Source organism: Collinsella sp. An307, from assembly GCF_002161805.1.
In the GTDB taxonomy this organism is placed as follows: domain Bacteria; phylum Actinomycetota; class Coriobacteriia; order Coriobacteriales; family Coriobacteriaceae; genus Coprousia.
Window position 1 is genome coordinate 86,058 of the sequence record NZ_NFIP01000008.1, and the last position, 20,197, is coordinate 106,254.

16 protein-coding genes are annotated in these 20,197 nt (G+C 62.2%); 15 read left to right on the forward strand and 1 reads right to left on the reverse strand.

What is annotated here, in order from left to right; genetic code table 11:
- The first annotated feature begins 73 nt into the window (after positions 1–73).
- The 11 genes from B5F89_RS07835 to B5F89_RS07885 all read left to right on the forward strand — a co-directional run bounded on the left by B5F89_RS07835 (position 74) and on the right by B5F89_RS07885 (position 13,430).
- Positions 74–1,159, forward strand: a complete 1,086-nt coding sequence (locus B5F89_RS07835; protein WP_087431228.1) for a PepSY domain-containing protein — start codon at positions 74–76, stop codon at positions 1,157–1,159.
- A gap of 204 nt (positions 1,160–1,363) precedes the next feature.
- Entirely contained in the window at positions 1,364–1,963 is a 600-nt protein-coding gene (locus B5F89_RS07840) for a MarR family transcriptional regulator (RefSeq protein WP_204230647.1), read from the forward strand.
- Positions 1,956–3,743 carry an ABC transporter ATP-binding protein gene (locus B5F89_RS07845; RefSeq protein ID WP_087431229.1) on the forward strand — a complete coding sequence of 596 codons (1,788 nt, stop codon included), beginning with the start codon at positions 1,956–1,958 and terminating at the stop codon, positions 3,741–3,743. The genes B5F89_RS07840 and B5F89_RS07845 overlap by 8 nt, the downstream gene beginning before the upstream one ends.
- A complete protein-coding gene (locus B5F89_RS07850; RefSeq protein WP_087431230.1) occupies positions 3,743–5,785 on the forward strand; it encodes an ABC transporter ATP-binding protein in 2,043 nt (680 codons plus the stop codon). Before B5F89_RS07845 ends, B5F89_RS07850 begins: the two co-directional genes overlap by 1 nt.
- A gap of 199 nt (positions 5,786–5,984) precedes the next feature.
- Complete coding sequence (moaA, locus tag B5F89_RS07855) at positions 5,985–7,076, forward strand: GTP 3',8-cyclase MoaA (protein ID WP_204230648.1); 1,092 nt, start codon at positions 5,985–5,987, stop codon at positions 7,074–7,076.
- Positions 7,076–8,275 (forward strand): molybdopterin-guanine dinucleotide biosynthesis protein B, encoded by a 1,200-nt coding sequence (gene mobB / locus B5F89_RS10325; protein ID WP_275532093.1) that lies wholly within the window; start codon positions 7,076–7,078, stop codon positions 8,273–8,275. Before moaA ends, mobB begins: the two co-directional genes overlap by 1 nt.
- A 92-nt stretch (positions 8,276–8,367) precedes the next feature.
- Positions 8,368–9,087 carry a sulfite exporter TauE/SafE family protein gene (locus tag B5F89_RS07865; protein ID WP_158098444.1) on the forward strand — a complete coding sequence of 240 codons (720 nt, stop codon included), beginning with the start codon at positions 8,368–8,370 and terminating at the stop codon, positions 9,085–9,087.
- A gap of 198 nt (positions 9,088–9,285) precedes the next feature.
- Positions 9,286–10,587, forward strand: coding sequence for a PTS transporter subunit EIIC (locus B5F89_RS07870; protein WP_087431232.1), 1,302 nt, complete (start codon positions 9,286–9,288; stop codon positions 10,585–10,587).
- A gap of 128 nt (positions 10,588–10,715) precedes the next feature.
- Positions 10,716–11,012 carry a PTS sugar transporter subunit IIB gene (locus B5F89_RS07875; protein WP_087431233.1) on the forward strand — a complete coding sequence of 99 codons (297 nt, stop codon included), beginning with the start codon at positions 10,716–10,718 and terminating at the stop codon, positions 11,010–11,012.
- Positions 11,013–11,045: 33 nt separating this feature from the next.
- Complete coding sequence (locus B5F89_RS07880) at positions 11,046–12,530, forward strand: family 1 glycosylhydrolase (protein WP_087431234.1); 1,485 nt, start codon at positions 11,046–11,048, stop codon at positions 12,528–12,530.
- A gap of 201 nt (positions 12,531–12,731) precedes the next feature.
- A complete protein-coding gene (locus B5F89_RS07885) occupies positions 12,732–13,430 on the forward strand; it encodes a Bax inhibitor-1 family protein (protein WP_087431235.1) in 699 nt (232 codons plus the stop codon).
- A 461-nt stretch (positions 13,431–13,891) separates the two neighbouring features.
- Here the strand turns inward: B5F89_RS07885 and B5F89_RS07890 are convergent, their stop codons facing one another.
- Complete coding sequence (locus tag B5F89_RS07890; RefSeq protein ID WP_087431236.1) at positions 13,892–14,839, reverse strand: MurR/RpiR family transcriptional regulator; 948 nt, start codon at positions 14,837–14,839, stop codon at positions 13,892–13,894.
- A gap of 192 nt (positions 14,840–15,031) precedes the next feature.
- Between B5F89_RS07890 and B5F89_RS07895 the strand changes: the two genes are divergently transcribed.
- The 4 genes from B5F89_RS07895 (at position 15,032) to B5F89_RS07910 (ending at position 20,151) form a co-directional block, all read left to right on the forward strand.
- Positions 15,032–16,474 carry a glycoside hydrolase family 1 protein gene (locus B5F89_RS07895; protein ID WP_087431237.1) on the forward strand — a complete coding sequence of 481 codons (1,443 nt, stop codon included), beginning with the start codon at positions 15,032–15,034 and terminating at the stop codon, positions 16,472–16,474.
- A gap of 24 nt (positions 16,475–16,498) precedes the next feature.
- The gene (locus B5F89_RS07900; RefSeq protein ID WP_087431238.1) at positions 16,499–17,353 is read left to right on the forward strand and encodes a Cof-type HAD-IIB family hydrolase; all 855 of its coding nucleotides are present in this window, start codon (positions 16,499–16,501) and stop codon (positions 17,351–17,353) included.
- 225 nt (positions 17,354–17,578) lie between these two features.
- A complete protein-coding gene (locus B5F89_RS07905; protein WP_158098445.1) occupies positions 17,579–18,538 on the forward strand; it encodes an ROK family protein in 960 nt (319 codons plus the stop codon).
- Positions 18,539–18,696: 158 nt separating this feature from the next.
- Positions 18,697–20,151, forward strand: coding sequence for a family 1 glycosylhydrolase (locus B5F89_RS07910; RefSeq protein WP_087431240.1), 1,455 nt, complete (start codon positions 18,697–18,699; stop codon positions 20,149–20,151).
- Positions 20,152–20,197: the final 46 nt, after the last annotated feature.

Sequence of the window (20,197 nt, forward strand, 5' to 3'; positions counted from 1 at the left end):
TGGGAATGGGTCCTCCGCAACCTATCACTGTCAGAAGGGAAAACCGGAAGAACCGGTGACCAAAGGAGGAAACATGTTGGCTACAAGGACTCTCTTCCGCATCGCAGGCATCGGCGTGTGCGCTGCCCTGATAGCCGGGCTTAGCGGCTGCGGAACGCTGCTCCCCTCAACTCCCTCGGGTAGTGGCACGGCGGCCATCGGTAGCGTTCTTTTGAGCGTGAACCCCGAGATTGAGATCGCCTATGACAGCCAGGGTGACGTGGTGGCGGTTTCTGGCGCCAATGAGGACGGCAAGAGCGTGCTTGCCGATTTTGACAACGCTATCGGTCGGCCGGCGACGATGGTTGCGGGTGAGCTCGTCGGCGAGATTGATGACGATGGCTACTTTGAGAACGGCATCGGCGGGCGCGAGCGCAATATCGTTCTCAAGATCGCGGACGGGTCGCGGGCGCCTTTCGATAGCTTTATGGATGACATGGCGGCAAGTGTGCAGAAGGTGGCAAGCAACCGCGGTTTGGGCTCGAGCGCCTACGCCATCGGAGATGACGACCTGGACGATACCGGACTCATCGGCATCGATGCTGCCAAGCAGCTGGTATTGGGGCAGCTGGGACTCGATCTGGCGACGGTGACCTTCCACGAGCACGAGTATGAACTCGATGACGGCGTGTACGAGCTCGAATTCACGGCGAACGGCACCGAATACGATTTTGAGGTTGACGCTCGTACCGGCAAGGTGCTCGAGGCCGACTTTGACCGCAACGATGACTGGGACGACCGCGATACGTGGGATGATGGCAATTCTGGCTACGACGACGGCAACTCAGCATACGACGATGGAAACTCCGCCTATGATGACGGCGACTCGGCCTACGACGATGGAAACTCGACCTATGACGACGATAGGGACGGCTACGACGACGGAAATTCCGCGTATGACGACGGCGCGAGCGACTACGGCGTGACCGCAACGGTCTCGACCGCCGCTCCCGCCCCAGCTCCCGCTCCGGAGCCCACTCCAGCACCCGCTCCCGCCCCGTCACCCTCCTACGATAGCGACAGTGGGTATGACTACGACAGCGGGTACGACTACGATGACGGAAACTCGGGCTACGACTCTGATAGCGGCTACGACGCTGACAGCGGATACGACGATTAGCGCATCTAAAAGTCTCCTTTACAGGGGCGGCTCGAGCGGTCGCCCCTTTTGCATGTAGAGAGAACGCGTTTATCGCAACCGGCAAAACGATTCTCTGTCGGTTGCAAGATAGTGACAAGCTGGTGCAACTGTCTTGACAGGCGTGATAGCGTGAAGTAATACTTGATAAGTCAACAATTGACATATCAAGTATTGCGAGGAGCTATGCAAGACAACGAACGTGCAAATTCCTCAGAGGCAGACGCGACCGATCAAGTCAATCTTGGTGCCTACCGTATGCTGCTCTTTAGGGCGTCTCATGCGCAAAAACAGCTGCTTCACCCCTATATGGCAAGCATTGGGTTGGGCACCGGTCAGCCCAAGCTGCTGAGTTACTTGGCCGAGAACGGTTCCTGCACGCCCCGCGAGCTTGCTGATTTTTACGAGCTCGATCCAGCGGGCGTCTCGCGCATGCTCGACGCACTTGAGCGCAAGGGCTTTGTGAGTTTTGCTCCGCATGCGGACGACCGCCGCTGCAAGGTGGTTTCGCTAACCAGCGAGGGGAAGCGCGTCGCCCGCGCGTGGAACGCCGCATGCGTGGAGGAGGCACGCGCCATGCTCGACGGCTTTACGCCCAAGGAACGCGAGGCGTTTGCCGACTACCTGCGCCGTGCGCACGCGAACCTGCGCACCTACGGGCAGAAGCTCGCTGCCGCCGCGGCAGATAGTCAGGCCACCGGCCGCATACCCGCCGAGCCCGGCGCGAGTGAGGCGCCCGGCGCGAGCGAGGCGATCGGTGCAGGGGAGGCGACCTCCCGTGCATGAGCTTCGCCGTATCATCTCGTATCTCGGCCAGTACCGTCGCGACGCCATCCTCGGCATTCTGCTCGTCATTATCGAGAGCGCCTTTGAGATGGTGATCCCCATCCTCATGGCAGACATCATTGACGTAGGCGTGGCAAACCGCGACCTCGACTACATTGCCGGTCAGGGCCTGCTCATGGGCGCCTGCGCCATCGCCGCGCTCATCACGGGTCTGCTCTATGCCCGCTTTGCGGCGCGCGCCGCCTACGGGCTCGGCGCGCACCTGCGTGCGGCGGAGTACCAGAAGGTGCAGGAGTACTCGTTTGCAAACCTCGACCACTTTGAGACGTCGTCGCTTGTCACTCGCATGACCACCGATGTGACGGTTATCCAAAACGCGCTCAATGCTGGTTTTCGCCCCATGGTGCGCGGACCCGTGATGCTCATCATCGGATTTGCGCTTGCGTTCTACCTCAATGCCGAGCTTGCGCTCGTCTTTTGCGGCGTGGTGCCAGTTATGGCCGTCGCCATCGTTGTCATCGTGCGCCGTGTAAGCCCGCTCTACGGCGTGCTGCAGGCAACGGTCGATAAGCTGAACGACGTGGTGCAAGAGATGCTCACGGCCGTGCGCGCGGTCAAGGCCTACGTCCGCGGCGATTACGAGTGCGAGGAGTTCCGCCGCGTGAACGAGGGTCTTGCCGCAACAAGCGAGCGGACCTTCCGCCTGGCGGTCTTCAACATGCCCGTGCTCTATGTATCGATGTACACGGCCACGACCCTCATCATGTGGTTCGGCGGACAGATGATCTTAGGCGGAGCGCTCCAGGTGGGCGAGCTCACGGGCTTTCTCTCCTACGTCATGCAGATCCTCAACTCGCTCATCATGATCTCCAACGTGTTCTTGCTGCTCACGCGTTCGCTTGCGAGCGTGCACCGCATCTCTGAGGTGCTGGACGAGCCCGTTGATCTCACCTCGCCGGAGGGTGCACTGACCGAGGTTGCGGACGGATCGGTTGCCTTTGACGATGTCTCCTTCAAGTACCGCGCTGACGCGCAGGAGTACGTGCTCGAGCACATTTCGCTCGCCATTCCCGCTGGCGCCACGGTGGGCATCCTCGGCGGTACGGGCTCGGGCAAGACTACGCTCGTGCAGCTGATCCCGCGCCTCTACGATGCGACTGAGGGTGAGGTCCGCGTGGGTGGGCGCGACGTGCGCGCCTATGATCTGGCAGCCCTGCGCGACGCGGTTGCCATCGTGCTGCAGAAAAACGTGCTCTTCTCGGGCACGGTGCGCGAGAACCTGCGTTGGGGCAACCCCAAGGCGACCGACGAGGAGCTTTTGGCGGCCTGCCGGCAGGCGCGGGTGGACGAGTTTCTCGACCGTTTGCCGGGTGGTCTCGACTACGACCTCGGCCAGGGCGGCGTGAACGTCTCCGGCGGTCAGAAGCAGCGTCTCTGCATTGCACGCGCGCTTCTGAAGCACCCCAAGGTCATCATTTTTGACGACTCAACGAGCGCGGTTGACATGGCGACGGACGCACAGATTCGCGCCGCGCTTGCCGAGCTCACCGGTGTGACCAAGATCATCATCGCTCAGCGCGTGAACTCGGTGGAAGACGCCGACCAGATCATCGTGCTCGACGACGGCCGTGTGAGCGCCGTTGGCACGCACGACGAACTCCTCGCCAGCTCCGAGATCTACCGCGAGATCTACACCTCGCAGCAATACGGCACAGTTGGGGACGGGGCCGTTTCGTGCACTGCGACAGTCACCTCCGCCTCGAAGGGAGGTGAGCGCTAATGCCGGCACCGGGAAACAAGCCCAAGAACCTTCTGCACACCCTGCATGAACTCATGGCCTATCTGGGCCGTCACAAGCTGCTCTTCTTGGCCGTGGCGGTGCTCGTCACCATCTCCGCGGTGGCCAACCTCGTCGGCACCTATATGATTCGCCCCGTGGTGGATGCGCTCGCCGCGGGTAACTACGACGCGTTCGTCAAAAACATCCTGCTCACCGCCGCCATCTATTGCGCAGGCGTGCTCGCCACCTTTGGCTACACCCAAACGATGGTGCACGCCGGGCAGAAGGTGCTTGTCGATATTCGCCGCGACCTCTTTGCGCACATCCAGACGCTGCCGCTGCGCTACTTTGACTCGCGCAGCCGCGGCGACATCATGAGCTACTTCACCAACGACGTCGACACCGTGGCAGAGGCCATGAACAACAGCTTTGCCATGGTCATCCAGAGCTTCATCATGATCGTGGGCACGCTCACCATGATCTTTATCTTGAACTGGCGACTCTCGCTTATTGTGGTCGTGGGCTATGCGGTGATGTTTGCCTACATCAGCTTCTCCACCCGCCGCAGCCGCCGGTACTTCCAAAAGCAGCAGGCGGTGCTCGGCGAGCTTGACGGCTATGTGGAGGAGATGGTCACCGGCCAGAAGGTCGTGAAGGTTTTTAACCACGAGTCGGCAAACGTGGCAGAGTTTGGCGATAAGAACGAACAGCTGCGCGTTGCCGGTACGGGCGCGCAGGCCTATGCCGCGTCGATGATCCCCGCCGTGGTTTCCATCAGCTACGTGAACTACGCCATCGTGGCGGCGGTCGGCGGCTGGATGGCCATTACCGGCGCGACCGACGTGGGCGCACTTGCGAGTTACCTGGTCTTTGTGCGCCAGACCGCCATGCCCATCAACCAGTTCACGCAGCAGTCGAACTTCCTGCTCTCGGCACTTGCCGGCGCAGAGCGCGTTTTTGCCGCCATGCACGAGACGCCCGAGGTGGACGAGGGCCGCGTACGGCTCGAACAGACGGGTCGCAGCTCTTGGGTATGGCGCATTCCCGAGGGTTGGGGTATCGGCGCCTGGGGCTCGCTTGTAAAAGTCGCTGACGGGTGCACAAATGGGGACGTGTTCGTTTCGTGCAGCTCAGCTGGCCCCGCGGCCGACCCGGTAGCCCCCTCGCCAGCTCCCGAGTCGGACAATGCGGCGCGCTCTGAGGTTCCCGCCGCTACCGCTGCGCCGGCCGCCCTCGAGGCGGGCGCCAAGGTGGGTGCCACCGCGCGCGGCGTCGATGGCACGCTGCTGGCCGTGGGCGCGCTGCCGCTCCGTGGCGACGTGCGCTTCCACGACGTGAGCTTTGGTTACGAGCCGGGCCACGAGGTGCTCCATGGCATCAACCTCTTTGCCGAGCCGGGCCAGACCATCGCCTTCGTGGGCTCCACGGGCGCTGGCAAGACCACCATCACAAACCTCATCAACCGTTTCTACGATGTGCAAGAGGGCGAGATTACCTTCGACGGCATCAACGTCAAGAACATCGAGAAGGACTCGCTGCGTCGCTCGCTCGGCATCGTGCTGCAGGACACGCACCTCTTTACGGGGACCATCGCCGAGAACATCCGCTTCGGCAAGCTCGATGCCACCGATGAGGAGGTGCGCGCAGCGGCAAAGATCGCCAACGCAGACAGCTTCATCCGCCGTCTGCCGCAGGGCTACGACACCCTGGTGACCTCCGACGGTGCGAACCTCTCCCAGGGCCAGCGCCAGCTGCTCGCCATCGCGCGCGCCGCCGTTGCCGATCCGCCCGTCCTCATTCTGGACGAGGCAACCTCCTCGATCGACACGCGCACCGAGATGCTCATCAGCCGCGGTATGAAGCAGCTCATGGAGGGTCGTACGACCTTTATGATCGCGCATCGCCTCTCTACGGTGCGCGACGCCGACGCCATCATGGTGCTCGACCACGGCCGCATCATCGAGCGCGGCACGCACGACGAGCTCTACGCGCTCGGCGGGACGTACTGGGAGCTGTGCCAGGGGCTCAAGGAGCTCGATTAATCGACCGGACTGCAGCGCGCCACCTCGCCTTTCAATCGTCGCTTGCGTACTTAGTACGCGGCGCTCCTCTTTCAAGGCGATCTGGCGCACCGCAGCCGGTCGTTTCTTTTGCAGGCGTTTGCGCTTGCTTCATTCTGATGCGAGAATAAAGGTTCGAGCCCATAAGCCCGAAACCCGTATGACGGAAGAGGAGGTGCGCATGGCAGAAGAGCTGCACGACGGCTTTGGCCGCGGTATCACCTACCTGCGCATCGCCGTGACGGATAAGTGCAACTTCCGCTGCGTGTACTGCATGCCCGAGGAGGGCGTGCCCGCCCGCGCGCATGATGAGCTGCTCTCTGCCGAGGAAATCGCCCGGTTCGTGCGCATCGCCGCCGCCGAGGGCGTGCGCCGCGTGCGCCTGACCGGGGGAGAGCCGCTCGTCTCGCATCGCATTGTGCCGCTCATTCGCGATATTCGCGCTATCCCTCAGATCGAGGATATCTCGCTCACCACCAACGGTGCGCTGCTGCCGCGCATGGCCGCGGAGCTCAAGGACGCCGGGCTCAATCGCGTGAACATCTCGCTCGACACGCTCGACCCCGCCCAGTTCTCTGCCATTACCCGCCTGGGCCGCCTTGGGCAGACGCTTGCCGGCATCGACGCCGCGCTTACGTGGGGCTTTGAGCCCGTTAAGGTCAACTGCGTGGTCGTGCGCCGGCTCGAGCAGGACGTCTTTGGCCTGGCCAAGCTCTCGCTCGAGCGCCCGGTGCACGTGCGTTTTATCGAGTACATGCCCATCGGCAACGAAAAGACCGGCGCGGATAGGGCCCATGATGTGGCCGAGGACCTTGCTGGCGGCAAGGCTGCCGACCCGCATTGCCCGGGCGGCGTCGACGCGTCCGCATGGGATGCGAGCGACACCGTCCCCTCCGCAGAGCTGCGCGACCGCATCTCGTGCGCGGCCGAGGCAGCCGGCGTGGGCGCGCTCGAGGCGGTTGCCGCGGGCAGCGGCCCCTCCGGAGCAGGACCGGCGGCGTACTGGCGCTTCCCCGGCGCCGCGGGCACCGTCGGCTTCATCTCGGCCATGTCCAACCACTTCTGCAGCTCGTGCAACCGCATGCGCCTGACGGCGGACGGCGCCATCCGCCCCTGTCTCTTCTCCGATGCCGAGTACCGCGTCCGCGACGCCCTCCGCGCTGGCGATGATGCGGCGGTTGCGGCAATCTGGCGTGATGCGGCGGCGCATAAACCCGAGGAACACCATGTCATCAACGGGACGGAGCGCTTCATGTCCCAGATCGGAGGCTGATGGCCATGACCGACGCTATGCCTGCGGGGGCGCGCGACGCCTATCGTGATGAGTTGACGCACGTGGACGAGCATGGCGACGTGCGTATGGTGGACGTGTCCGAGAAGGCAGAGACCCGCCGCCTCGCTATTGCCGAGGGCACCATCCTTATGCATCCCGAGACGCAGGCCATGGTGCTTGAGGACCGTGCCAAAAAAGGCGACGTGCTCGCCTGCGCCCGCGTTGCCGGCATCATGGCAGCCAAGCGCACGAGCGACATCATCCCCATGTGCCATCCGCTCATGATCACCAAGGCAAAGGTGGACATTACGCCCATCGCTGCGCCCGGCGAGCATGACGCCGCGAAGGCGCTGCCAGAGGGTTGGGCTGCGCCCCGCGCGGACGGTCGCGTTGGTTTTCAGGTGACGGCCACCTGTGGCGTGACCGGCGTGACCGGCATCGAGATGGAGGCGCTCACGGCGGCGAGCGCGGCGTGCCTGACCATATACGACATGTGCAAGGCGGTCGACCGCGGTATGGAGATCGTCGACGTGCGCCTGCTGCGCAAGGAGGGCGGACGCTCCGGACTCTGGGAGCGCACCGAGGCAGCGGATGCGAGCGTCCCTGCCGCCGATGGGGCTGAAGCGGCCGCTTGCGACTCCGCGCCGTCGGAGGCTCCTATCGCCGCTTCGGAGCGCCCCGCGCCCGCCCTCGCGTTTATCGGTTACCAGAACTCCGGCAAGACCACGTTGGTAGAGAAGGTTATCGCGGCGCTGACCGCACGCGGGGTGCGCGTGGGTACCGTCAAGCACCACGGCCACGCGGGCTTTGATATCGATGTGCCCGGCAAGGACTCTTGGCGCCACGCCCAGGCGGGCAGCCGCCATGTGGGCGTTGTCTCGGCGACCCGCTACGCAGAGTACGCCGATACCGAGGCAGAGTTTTCGCTCGACCGCCTGCTCGCGCGCTACACCGATGTCGATGTCGTGCTCGTGGAGGGCTACAAATCCGCCGGCCTCCCCAACATCGTGGTCGCCCGCTCGGGCGTCGATCGCCTGCGCGGTGCAAACTCGCTCGACCTGGTGGACGGGCGCACGGTGGCCATAGCCTGCAACGATGCCCTTGTGCGCGATGTGCGCCTTGAGGTCCCCGCCGTGGATTTGAACGACGAGGAGGCTGTGGCCGACGTTGTGGAGCGCTGGCTGAAAGCCCAGGGCTAATGTCGACTGCCGTCTCGCGCGGCAATGGCGAGTAAGAGGCGCGAGACGCGGTGCGGGCTGCGCCGCTAGGTGATGCCGAGGGGAGGTGCGCTGTGGTCTACCTGTTGATAGTCGTCGCCTCGTTTGTCGGGGGCATCCTGCAGGGCGTGACGGGCTTTGGAGCGGGGCTCGTGCTCATGATGGCGTTGCCCATGCTCTATCCCGTGCCCACGGCCGCCGCCATCTCGGGCGTGGTCTTTTTCGTGCTCTGCATCTCGATGGTGTGGCGCTACCGCGCCCATCTGCGCGTGCGCGAGATTCTCGCCCCGCTTGCCTGTTACATGGTGCTGAGCGGCTCCTCCGCCTATCTCACCTCCGTTGCTCCCGACCAGGAGTTCATCAAGCGAGCCTTCGGCGTCTTTCTCATCGCGCTTTCGGTCTACTACCTCTTAATTGGCGAGCGTGCGGAGAACAAACCGCTGCATCCGGCGCTCGGGTGGTTCTATGTGGCGCTATCGGGATTCTGCGACGGGTTCTTCGGCATCGGCGGACCGCTTCTTGTGCTCTACTTCTTGCAGCGCTTCCCCAACCGTGAGGAACGTCTAGGGTCGCTCCAGCTGTTTTTCGCCATCAACGTGGTCTACACGACCGTCATTCGTGCGGTGGCGGGCGCGTTTCCGCCCAACCCGCTGCCCATCATCGCGCTGGGTGCTGTGGCAATCTGCGCGGGGCTTGCCGTCGCCAACGTGCTGGCGCGCCATATCGATGATGCGCTGCTGCGTCGCCTCACCTATGTTCTCATCGGCATCTGCGGCCTGATGAACGTCTTTTAAGCCCGCCCGAGCCACTTGGCCGCGTGGCACGTCCGCATCGGCGGCAGCTCGTCCGCACGCCGCAAAACGCCTACCGCACGGCGGAAACTCGTTCGATGTGGTGCGAGGGCCCCTGTGCTGCGCGCTATCGTCACCTCATAGGGCAACGCAGCAGATGGGGGATTTGCTGCGGCCCGCATTCGGGGGAAGGTGGTAGCCGTGTCCGCTCTCGATTCTTTGGCTCAGTCTCCGGCGATGGTGGAATTGCAGGCGGCGGGTGAGCGCCTTCAGAAAAACCCGGCGTTTGGAGCGGTTTCCGGCGGCATGATGGGCACCATGGGGCTCATCTTGGCGGGTGCGATCTTTACCATCATCTCCACGCTGCTCGACCTCGCCGGCGTGCTCGAGGTGACCGATGCCGCCTACCAATGGTTGCAGGTTCCCTACAACATGACCATGGGACTCATTTCCCTTGCCGTGGCCTTTGGCGTCGCCTATGCCTATACCGAGAACCTCGGCATGCAGGGCGCCATGGCAAACGGTTTTGTGGCGCTGTTTCTGTTTCTTATGGTGAGCTCTCCGGCCGAGTCCGTCACGCTTGCGGACGGCACCACCAAAACGGTGCTCGACACCACCTATCTGGGCGGTACCGGCATGTTCTGCGCTCTTATCCTGCCCATCATCGTGGTGCGCATCATCAAGCTCTGCGCCGACCGCCACATTGTCATCCGCATGCCCGATGTCGTACCGCAGTTTCTCTCCGATTCGTTTTCGGCGCTCATTCCGCTTGTGCTGAACATCGTGCTGTGGTGCGGCCTCAACACCGCGGTCGAGGCGGCATGCGGCTTCAACATCCCCGGCGCCGTCATGGAGGTGCTCTCGATCCCGCTCGGCGTGCTCATCTCCGGTCCCGGCATGTTTGTGCTCATCACCATCTGCATGCTCTTTTGGTCGCTCGGCATCCACGGCACCTCGATCGTGGGTGTGGTCATCACCCCGGTTATGATCACGGCCTACCAGACCAACGCCGAGCTCATCGCGGCTGGCGAGGCGCCGGTGTTCAACCCCACCATGCTCTTTCTCACGGTCTCGTGCTGCGGCGGTACGGGAAACCTTCTGCCGCTTGCGGTGTGCTGCCTGCGCGCCCGCTCCGAGCAGCTGCGCGCGGTGGGCAAGGCGGGTCTGGTGCCGGCGTGCTTTGGCATCTCGGAGCCCATGGTCTTTGGCGTGCCCGTCATGCTGAACCCCGTGATCGCCATCCCCTTTATCGCCAACACGGTTCTTACCTCGGCCATCGCCTTCGTGCTCTTCCAGATCGGTTTTCTGCGTCCGCCCTCGGTGCTTCTTATGACGGCGCTGCCCATCTTCTTCCCGGAGTTCTTGAGCTCCATGGCAATCCAGAACTGCATGCTTCCCATCATTGGCTTTGTGGTGGGCTACCTTTGCTATGCGCCGTTTTTGGCAATGTATGACAAGCAGTGCCTCGAGCGCGAGCAGGCGGAGCGCGCACATACCGTTTAAGGATTTGGACCGTCTACGCTATCAAGCATTGCGGTATAAGAACCGATGTCGGCTATAGCGACCGGTACGCTGTGGCGGAGCCAGAAGGTTTCGCTCCGGTGCGCCGTGTCTTGACGAAAGGGCAAACGATGAGGGTTCTTCTTGCATGCGCGGGCGGCATGTCAACCTCGATGCTCATGAAAAAGATGGAGGCCTATGCGGCCGAGCACGGGATCGACGACTTCCATATCGACGCAGTGGGTATTGGCAAGTGCAAAGAGGTCTGGCAAAACTACGATTGCATTCTTTTGGGGCCTCAGGTAGGCTTCAACAAGGCGCAGGTTACCCGCTATGTTGAGATTCCCGTCGAGGTGATGGCGCCGCTCGACTACGGTCGCCAGAATTGCGAGGCCATCTTCAATCAGATTGAGGGCATGCTCGGCTAGGGCACCCTAAAAACGAGTGAGAAGGAGCTTACCATGGCATTTCCCGATGGATTCCTGTGGGGTGGCGCTACAGCGGCCAACCAGTACGAAGGCGGCTGGGACGAGGGCGGCAAGGGCCCTAACACCTCCGACGCGCTCACCAACGGCAGCCACACCGTGCCGCGCCGCGTGACGTGGAGAAACCCCGCGACCGGCGAGACCGGTTCCACCGGCATGGGCTTTGGTGCGCCCATGGAGGTGCCCGAGGGCGCCGAGGTGGCCATCATCGACGGCGAGTATTACCCGAGCCACACCGCCACCGACTTCTACCATCACTACAAGGAGGACATTGCCCTTATGGGCGAGATGGGCTTCAAGTGCTTCCGTCTCTCCATGAACTGGGCGCGCATCTTCCCCAACGGTGACGACGCCGGGCCTAACCCCGAGGGTCTTGCCTTCTACGACGCGGTCTTTGATGAGTGCGCCAAGTACGGCATCGAGCCGCTCGTGACGCTCTCGCACTACGAGACCCCGCTGCACCTCACCAACGCCTACGGTGGTTGGAAGAGCCGTAAGTGCATCGAGCCGTTTGTGCGCTACGCCACGACGGTTATGAAGCATTACCTCGGCAAGGTGAAGTACTACCTCACCTTCAACGAGATCAACATGATGAGTCACGCCCCCTATATGGGCGGCGGCCTTGTTGACCAGTCCCCGCAGGCTAAGGCTCAGGGCGCGCACAACCAGTTTGTGGCCTCCGCGCTCACCGTTAAGGCGGCGCACGAGATTTCGCCCGAGATTAAAGTCGGTCAGATGCTCGCCTTTGGCCCGACCTATCCCTACACCGCGGACCCGGCCGACGACCTGCTCGTTATGGAGCGCGAGCACGATACGCTGTGGTACTCCGACGTGCAGACGGGCGGCTACTACCCTGCCTACCGCCTGAAGGAGATGGAGCGCCAGGGCATCGAGCTCGATATGGAAGAGGGCGACCTCGAGCTTCTTGCTACCTATCCGGCGGACTTCCTGTCGTTCTCCTGCTACGGTGGCTCGACCGTGACCACGCATCCCGAGGACGCGGGCGTTGAGGGCGGCAACTTTGTTATGGGTGTCTCCAATCCCTACCTCGAGACGAACGCTTGGGGCTGGGCGACCGACCCGTATTGCCTGCGCCTTACGCTCAACAAGCTCTACGACCGCTATCGCAAGCCGCTGTGGATCGTGGAGAACGGCATCGGCTGGAGCGACGTCAAGGAGGCCGACGGCTCGGTTCACGACGACTACCGCATTGACTACCTGCGCAAGAACATCCAGAGCATGAAGGATGCCATCGAGATCGACGGCGTTGACCTCATGGGCTACACCATGTGGGGCTGCGTCGACTTGGTGAGCTGCGGCACGGGCGAGATGCGCAAGCGCTACGGCTTTGTCTACGTCGATCGCGACGACGAGGGCAAGGGCACCCTTGAGCGCTCCCGCAAGGACAGCTTCTACTGGTACAAGAAGGTCATCGAGACCAACGGTGAGGATCTTTCCTAAGTCGCCGATGACCGCGTTGCGACCGCTGGCCGCGCTGCGACCGCTGGAAACGTGAGATGTGCCGCTCGTGCGCTTATGGCGTGCGGGCGGCACGTTCATACGTACATCGCCTGCAAATTGGGTACCATAGGGAGACCAGCTGGTGCGTTTTCGCCGTGCGTGCCGAGGTTAGACCCACACGGCGTACCAAAGGAGGCTCACATGAACGAGCTCGAACAGTATGAATCTCCCATCTATACGGAGGAGGCACACGGTCCTGCGCCGCGCCTCATCTCCCGCCGCATGTACAACCTGGTCCTGACGGGCCTTGTGCTCCTGTCGTTTGTGATTATGGGCGCATGTTCGCAGATGACCTCGACGCTTGACTTCTGGATGTTCGTCGGGCGCAACCCCATGATGTTCACCCTGCTCACGCTCGCGGGCTCTATCGGTGGCATCATCACCATGAGCATCGGCCGTGCGCGTGAGAGCCTCACGCTCGGCATGATCGGCTACACGCTCTTCACGCTCACCTTTGGTTTCACCACGTCGATGACGCTCTCCATGTACTCGATGGAAAGCATTTCCGCCGCCTTCACGGCAACGGCGGGCATCATGATCGTCTTCGGTCTTGCCGGCATCGCGTTCCCGCGCTTCTTCGAGCGCATCGTGCCCATCTGCTGCCTGGGACTTCTCGCCATCATCGTCGTGGAGTTTGCGCTCATGCTCTTTGGCGTTCAGCAGACCCTGACCGATATCGTGGTCATCCTGCTCTTCTGCGGCTTCATCGGCTACGACGTGCATCGTGCCGCCACGGCGGTCCCCACGCTCACTAACGCCGTGTGGTACGCCATCGAGCTCTACCTCGACATCATCAACGTGTTCCTGCGCCTGCTCGCAATCTTTGGTCGTCGCGACTAGCGCCGGCTTCTGCCCACAAACAGGTTTTCGCGGCCCGTCGAGTACTGCTTGGCGGGCTGTTTTGCGTATCCCGGCTGAGTGTCGGGGCACGTTGCGTATAACAATGCAGATATGTGCAAAATTGTGCACATACCCGTATGTTGATTAGTTGATTCTAGATGAGATATTGTTGGCGACTAGCTTGGTCAAATCACCCCGTGAAAGGGCATTTATTCATCTCTGAAAAGCAGTTATTTCGCTCATCGGAAGGTAGGAACCTTCAAAAACCTGCGCTTATTCCAGTCCGCCCTTCATCGATAGAGGCTACAGACTGGAACTTATGCTCTCGCTGCGACTAGAAATGCCCCCTCACGGGGTGATTTGGCCAACGTGGCAATCAGCAACGATTAATACCCGATCTAGGCTCTCTTGCCTTTACAGTATGTAGCAGGTTCTGAGCTGCGACGCCTTCTAGCCTCGCGTCAGCGCATGCTTTGAAGCATGTCGAGCGCGGTGCCGGCGCCGTGCGCCTCTCCGGGGCCGGAAGGGCTCAGGCCCACATGGCGCAGCGCGCCTGTTTCGTCCGTGTGCCCCAGGTAGGGGAGGGAGTCGCGCAAAAAGCTCAGGCCCTCGCGGTAGGCGCGGGCAAAAAAGCAGCTAAAGAGCGTGTCGAGAGCATACTGCACGGCAATGTGGCTTGCGAACTGCGTAATGCGGTTGCGCAAGCTTTCGCTATCGCTCACGTGCAGGTAAGCCGCCAGACCCGGATGCCGCCGCGCGGCGTAGGGCGTGCCGATGAGGATGACGGGACATGCCCGCTCGCGCAGAACCGGCAGCAGGCGGAAGATTTGATCGGCAAGTCCCGAGTACGAGATCATCACGGCCACATGTTCCTCGGTGGCGGCGAGTGCCGTTCGCGTCTGGCGCTCGAGCGACTCATGGCAGGTGGCGGAGCGCCCCGCCGAGAGCAGGCGGTCACAGAACATATTCGCCGGGTAGAGGTTGTGCGAGGTCGTGTAGATATCCACCTGACTGGCGCGCTCGATGAGCTCCGCTGCGCGGTCGATCTCGTCGGCGTCGAGCATCTCGCGCGTCTCGCGCAGCGTCTTAGCGTAGAGAAGCTCCATGCGCGGGCCGATGTCACGCGCGGTCTCGCCTGCTTTGAAGGGGAAGTTGATATCGACCGCATCCGCGGGAACAACGCGCCGCGCCTCGGAGCGTGCGATCTCAACCTTAAGCTCCTTGTAGCCCTCGAGCCCCAGTTTGCGGCAAAGGCGATGGATGCTCGCAATCGAGGTCGAGGTGGCGCTGGCGAGCTCCTTGATGGTGAAGTCCTGGACGCGTTCTCCCATGGCAAGTACCGTGTTGGCGAGGTGCTGCTCGGTGGGGGTGAGGTCGCGCGCGCCGCGTATGCGGTAGACGATATCCAAGCTTGCTCCTTAGGTATCAAAACGTATCAGAGGTATCATAGGCCACAAACCAGTTACTGAAAAGAAGTATCCGAAAGCCCGTTGAGGGGCACAGGCGAGCCGGCTGCGGTGCATACTCGAACATGTCGAACCGTATCGGTCAGGTTGTCGTCCGAGGGACGGCTCGATGAGGTTTCGAGAGAGGATACGAACATGGCTGTTGTGTTTCCGGAAGGCTTTTATTGGGGCGGCGCTACGGCCGCCAACCAGTTCGAGGGCGCGTGGGACGTCGACGGGCGCGGCCCGAGCGTAGACGACCACTTCATGGGCGGCAGCGTGGAGAAGCCGCGCGAGATCACGCTCGACATCGACCCTAACAAGCTCTACCCCAACCACGACGGCATCGACTTCTACCACCACTACAAAGAGGACATCGCCCTCTTCGCCGAGATGGGCTTCAACATGTTCCGCATGTCCATCTCCTGGAGCCGCATCTACCCGACCGGCATGGAGGACGAGCCCAACGAGGCCGGCCTCGCCTTCTACGACAAGGTCTTCGACGAGCTCGCCAAGTACGGCATCGAGCCGCTCGTGACACTCTCGCACTATGAGATGCCCTACGCGCTCGTGGAGAAGTACAACGGCTGGGAGAGCCGCGAGCTCATCGCTCTCTTCGAGAAGTACTGCGCCACGGTGTTCGAGCGCTACAAGGACAAGGTCACCTACTGGCTCACCTTCAACGAGATCAACTGCGGTACCTCGGCCATGGGTGCGCTCTTTGAGACCTCGATGATCCAGGGCTTTGAGGGCCCGGCATCCAAGGTTGTCGTGACCCCGCAGCAGTGCTATCAGGCCCTTCATCATCAGTTTGTGGCGAGCGGCCGCGTGGTGCGCCTCGCCCACGAGAAGTACCCGCAGTTCAAGATGGGCAACATGGACTGCTTCATCCTCTCCTACCCGGCCACCTGCGACCCGGCCGATGTGCTCGCCAACCTCAAGGAGATGGACCGCATGAACTGGTACTGCTCCGACGTCCAGGTTCGCGGTGCCTACCCCTATTACGCCAAGCGCTACTGGCGTGAGAACGGCATCGAGCTTAAGGTCGAAGACGGCGATATGCAGGACATCGCCGACGGCAAGGTCGACTTCTACACCTTCTCCTACTACATGAGCGGCACCGTGGGCACCCACGAGGTCGAGATGATGCAGGGCAACATGGCCATGGGCGGCAAGAACCCCTACCTCGAGGCGACCGACTGGGGCTGGCAGATCGACCCGACGGGCCTGCGCGTTGCGCTGAACGAGATCTACGCCCGCTACGAGATCCCGCTGATGGTCGTCGAGAACGGCATGGGCGCCTTCGACACCGTCGAGGAGGACGGCTCGATCCACGACCCGTACCGTATCGACTACCTGAAGCGCCACGTGAAGGCCATGGGCGAGGCCATCGACGACGGCGTCGACCTCATCGGCTACACCTGGTGGGGCCCGATCGACCTCGTCTCCGCCGGCACCGGCGAGATGCGCAAGCGCTACGGCTTCATCTACGTCGACAAGCACGACGACGGCACCGGCACCTACGAGCGCCGCCGCAAGGACAGCTTCTTCGCCTACCAGAAGATCATCAAGTCCAACGGCGCCGAGGGGCTTGAGTAGAGACTCCGGAAGGGATTGCTGACGATGTCCGATAAGAAGATCATCTTCCTTGACGTGGACGGCACCATCACCGACTACGAGAACAACATTCCCGAGTCGGCGAAGGCGGCTATCAAGCTCGCCCGCGCCAACGGGCACCGCGTCTACATGTGCACCGGCCGCAGCAAGGCCGAGAACCCGCCCGAGATCTGGGAGATTGGGTTCGACGGCATGATCGGCGGCAACGGCTGCTATGTGGAGGACCACGACTATGTGGTTATGCACCAGCTCATCACGCTCGAGCAGTGCCGCCATATCGTGGACTGGCTGCACAGCCGCGGCCTTGAGTTCTACCTCGAGTCCAACAACGGCCTCTTTGCGAGCGAGAACTTCCGCGAGGCGTCGAAGAAGACGATGATCGAGTACGCCAAGGGCAAGGGCGCGAGTGAGGAGGACGCTGAGAAGTCCGCCGACGACTTCGCTGACGTGCTCATCTACGGCGGCGAACTCTACCGCGATGACCTCAACAAGGTGAGCTTCATTCTCTCGAGCTATCAGGACCACCTCGACTCCATCGAGGAGTTCCCAGATTTGGTGGCCAACACCTGGGGCGGCAAGGGAGAGCATGCGCTCTTTGGCGACCTCGGTGTGAAGGGCATCGACAAGGCGCATGCGGTGCACGTGCTTGTCGACTACCTCAAAGCTGACATGGCCGATACCGTTGCCGTGGGCGATGCCAAGATCGACATCCCCATGTTTGAGTGCTGCGCGCAGAGCGTGTGCATGGGTTCGGGCGGTGACGAGGCCAAGGCCGCGGCCGACTGGGTCACCACCGACGTGGACGACGACGGCATGTGGAACGCCTTTGTGCACTTGGGGCTCATCGAGGACAACAGGTAAGGGCCTTTGGGCCGCTGCCGACCTTGCGTACGCAGCAGCCCCGCTACCATAGCTCCCTCTTCTTCAGGCGGCGGACCGATGGGGAACGGTCCGCCGCCTGTTCTCCTTTCACCCCGGCTGTTGCCCGCGCTGCCCGAATTGATGGGCGGGCGGAGCGACGGAGACGGTACGCTAAAGAAGTACATGCAGTTCTTGCGCGTCCTCGGGCGCCGGAAAGGGGAAACTATGGACGTCGTTACCTTTGATGTGGGTGGAACCTCGGTCAAGTATGGCCTCATGCACAACGATGAGCTTATCGCACAGGGCAAGGTGCCCACGCCGCAAGGGCCCGATGCCACGCAGGAGGAGTTCCTCTCGGCCCTCGACGGCGTGATCGAGAAGCTGCGCGAGGTTGCCGGCGGTGAGCTCGACGGTGTGGCCATGTCGCTGCCGGGCACCATCGACGTCGACCGTCGCTATCTCAAGACCGGCGGCGCGCTCATGTATAACTACGACACCGACGTCAACGCATGGGCCGAGCGCTGGGGTCTGCCCGTCGAGATTGAGAACGACGCTCGTTGCGCCACCATCGCCGAGTACGACCAGGGCAACCTCAAGGGTTCCCAGACCGGCGTGGTTCTTGCCTTTGGCACGGGCATCGGCGGCGGCATCATCATCAACGGCGAGGTCTACAAGGGCGTTCACCTCTACGCGGGCGAGGCCAGCATGATTTACCTCACCACGCCCACCGAGTGCAGCCATACCTCGGGCGCCTCGTTCTCCGATGCATGCAGCACCATCTCGTTCACCAAGCACATGGCTAAGGCCAAGGGTCTTGACGAGTGCTCCGGCGAGCATGCGCTCGAGCTGGTGCGCGCGGGCGACGCCGATGCCGTGGCGGTTTTTGACACCTACCTCGACAATGTTGCGCGCGAGATTCACAACATCCAGTGCCTGCTCGATCCCGACACCATCTGCCTTGGCGGCGGCATCAGCCAGGACCCGTTCTTTGTGGAGCAGGTGCGCGAGGCCGTTCGCCACTTTAACGAGGACCTGCTGCCCTTCCCGTTCCCCATGCCCAAGATCGTGGCGTGCCGCTTCTTTAACGACGCGAACCTCGTGGGCGCCTACGGGCACTTTGTCCGCATGCAGGCCAAGCGCCGCGTTGAGGCATCCGAGGCTGCACTTGTTGAGGACCAGGCGTAGGCAATCTCGTTGCCGCTGCGGAATCGCCGGTCTGAAAGGTGCCGGTAAGGACCGGTACGCTCGCCGATACACGTAACACCACCTACCGCCTGCACCTCGGTACGAGGCGCCGGCGGTTTATCATCAACCTGTTGGTCCCGTTTTGAAAGGAGCTTTACATGGCACGTTTCCCCGAGGGATTCCTGTGGGGCGGCGCGACGGCCGCCAATCAGTGCGAGGGCGGCTGGAAGGCCGACGGCAAGGGCGATAGCACCTCCGACCACCTCACGGGCGGCACGGTCGACACCCCGCGTCGCTACACGCACGACATCGAGGAGGGCACCTACTACCCCAGCCACGAGGCCATCGACATGTACGGCCACTACAAGGAGGACATCGACCTCTTTGCCGAGATGGGCTTCAAGTGCTACCGTTTCTCCATCAACTGGACGCGCATCTTCCCCAACGGTGACGACGCCGAGCCCAACCGCGCGGGCATCGAGTACTACCGCGGCATCCTTCAGCACATGAAGGACAAGGGCATCGAGCCCGTTGTCACCATCTCGCATTACGAGATGCCGTTCCACCTGTGCGACGCGTACGGCGGCTGGGCAAACCGCGAGGTTATCGACTTCTACGTGAAGTACGCCACCACGCTTTTTACCGAGTACAAGGGCCTCGTGAAGTACTGGCTCACCTTCAACGAGATCAACTGCGGTCTCATGAAGTTTGGCGACTACATGAGCCTCGGCATCCTTCCCAAGGAGGATGGCCCGACCATGTTCATGGATCCCAACGAGACCGTCGAGGATCGCACCAAGCGCTTCTGCGGCCTGCACCATCAGTTCCTGGCGAGTGCCAAGGCCGTTCAGGCTGCGCACGAGATCGACCCCGAGAACAAGGTCGGCTGCATGATCGCGGGCAACATGCCCTACGCCTACACCTGCAACCCCGATGACCAGCTTGCCGCCCAGCGTGCGTTTTATCAGGGCAACTACTACTGCGGCGACGTGCAGGTCCGCGGCGAGTACGCGCCCTTTGCCCCGCGCATCTGGCGCGAGGCGGGCGTCGAGCTCGACTGGCGGGACGGCGACCGCGAGACGCTCGCTGCCGGTACGGTCGACTTCTACACTTTCAGCTACTACATGTCGAGCTGCGTCTCGACCGACCCCGAGGCCGCCAAGGCTGCGGGCAACATCTTCTCTGGTGTAAAGAACCCCTACCTCGAGGCGAGCGATTGGGGTTGGCAGATCGACCCCAAGGGTCTGCGCTACTACCTGAACGACGTCTACAACCGTTACCGCGTGCCGCTCATGATCGTGGAGAACGGTCTCGGTGCGGTGGACGAACGCGCAGAGGACGGCAAGTTCCACGACAGCTACCGTATCGATTACCTGCGCAAGCACATCGAAGCTATGGCGGGTGCCATCGAAGATGGCGTCGATCTCATCGGCTACACTCCGTGGGGCTGCATTGACCTCGTGTCCGCCTCCACTGGTGAGATGAAGAAGCGCTACGGCTTCATCTATGTCGATAAGGACAACGACGGCAACGGCGACCTCCACCGCGAGCGCAAGGACTCCTTCGACTGGTACAAGAAGGTCATTGCCACCAACGGCGAGGACCTGGACTAATTCATTTGGGGACGGGGTCGTTTTGACTCATGGGGCGGCGTGCTTG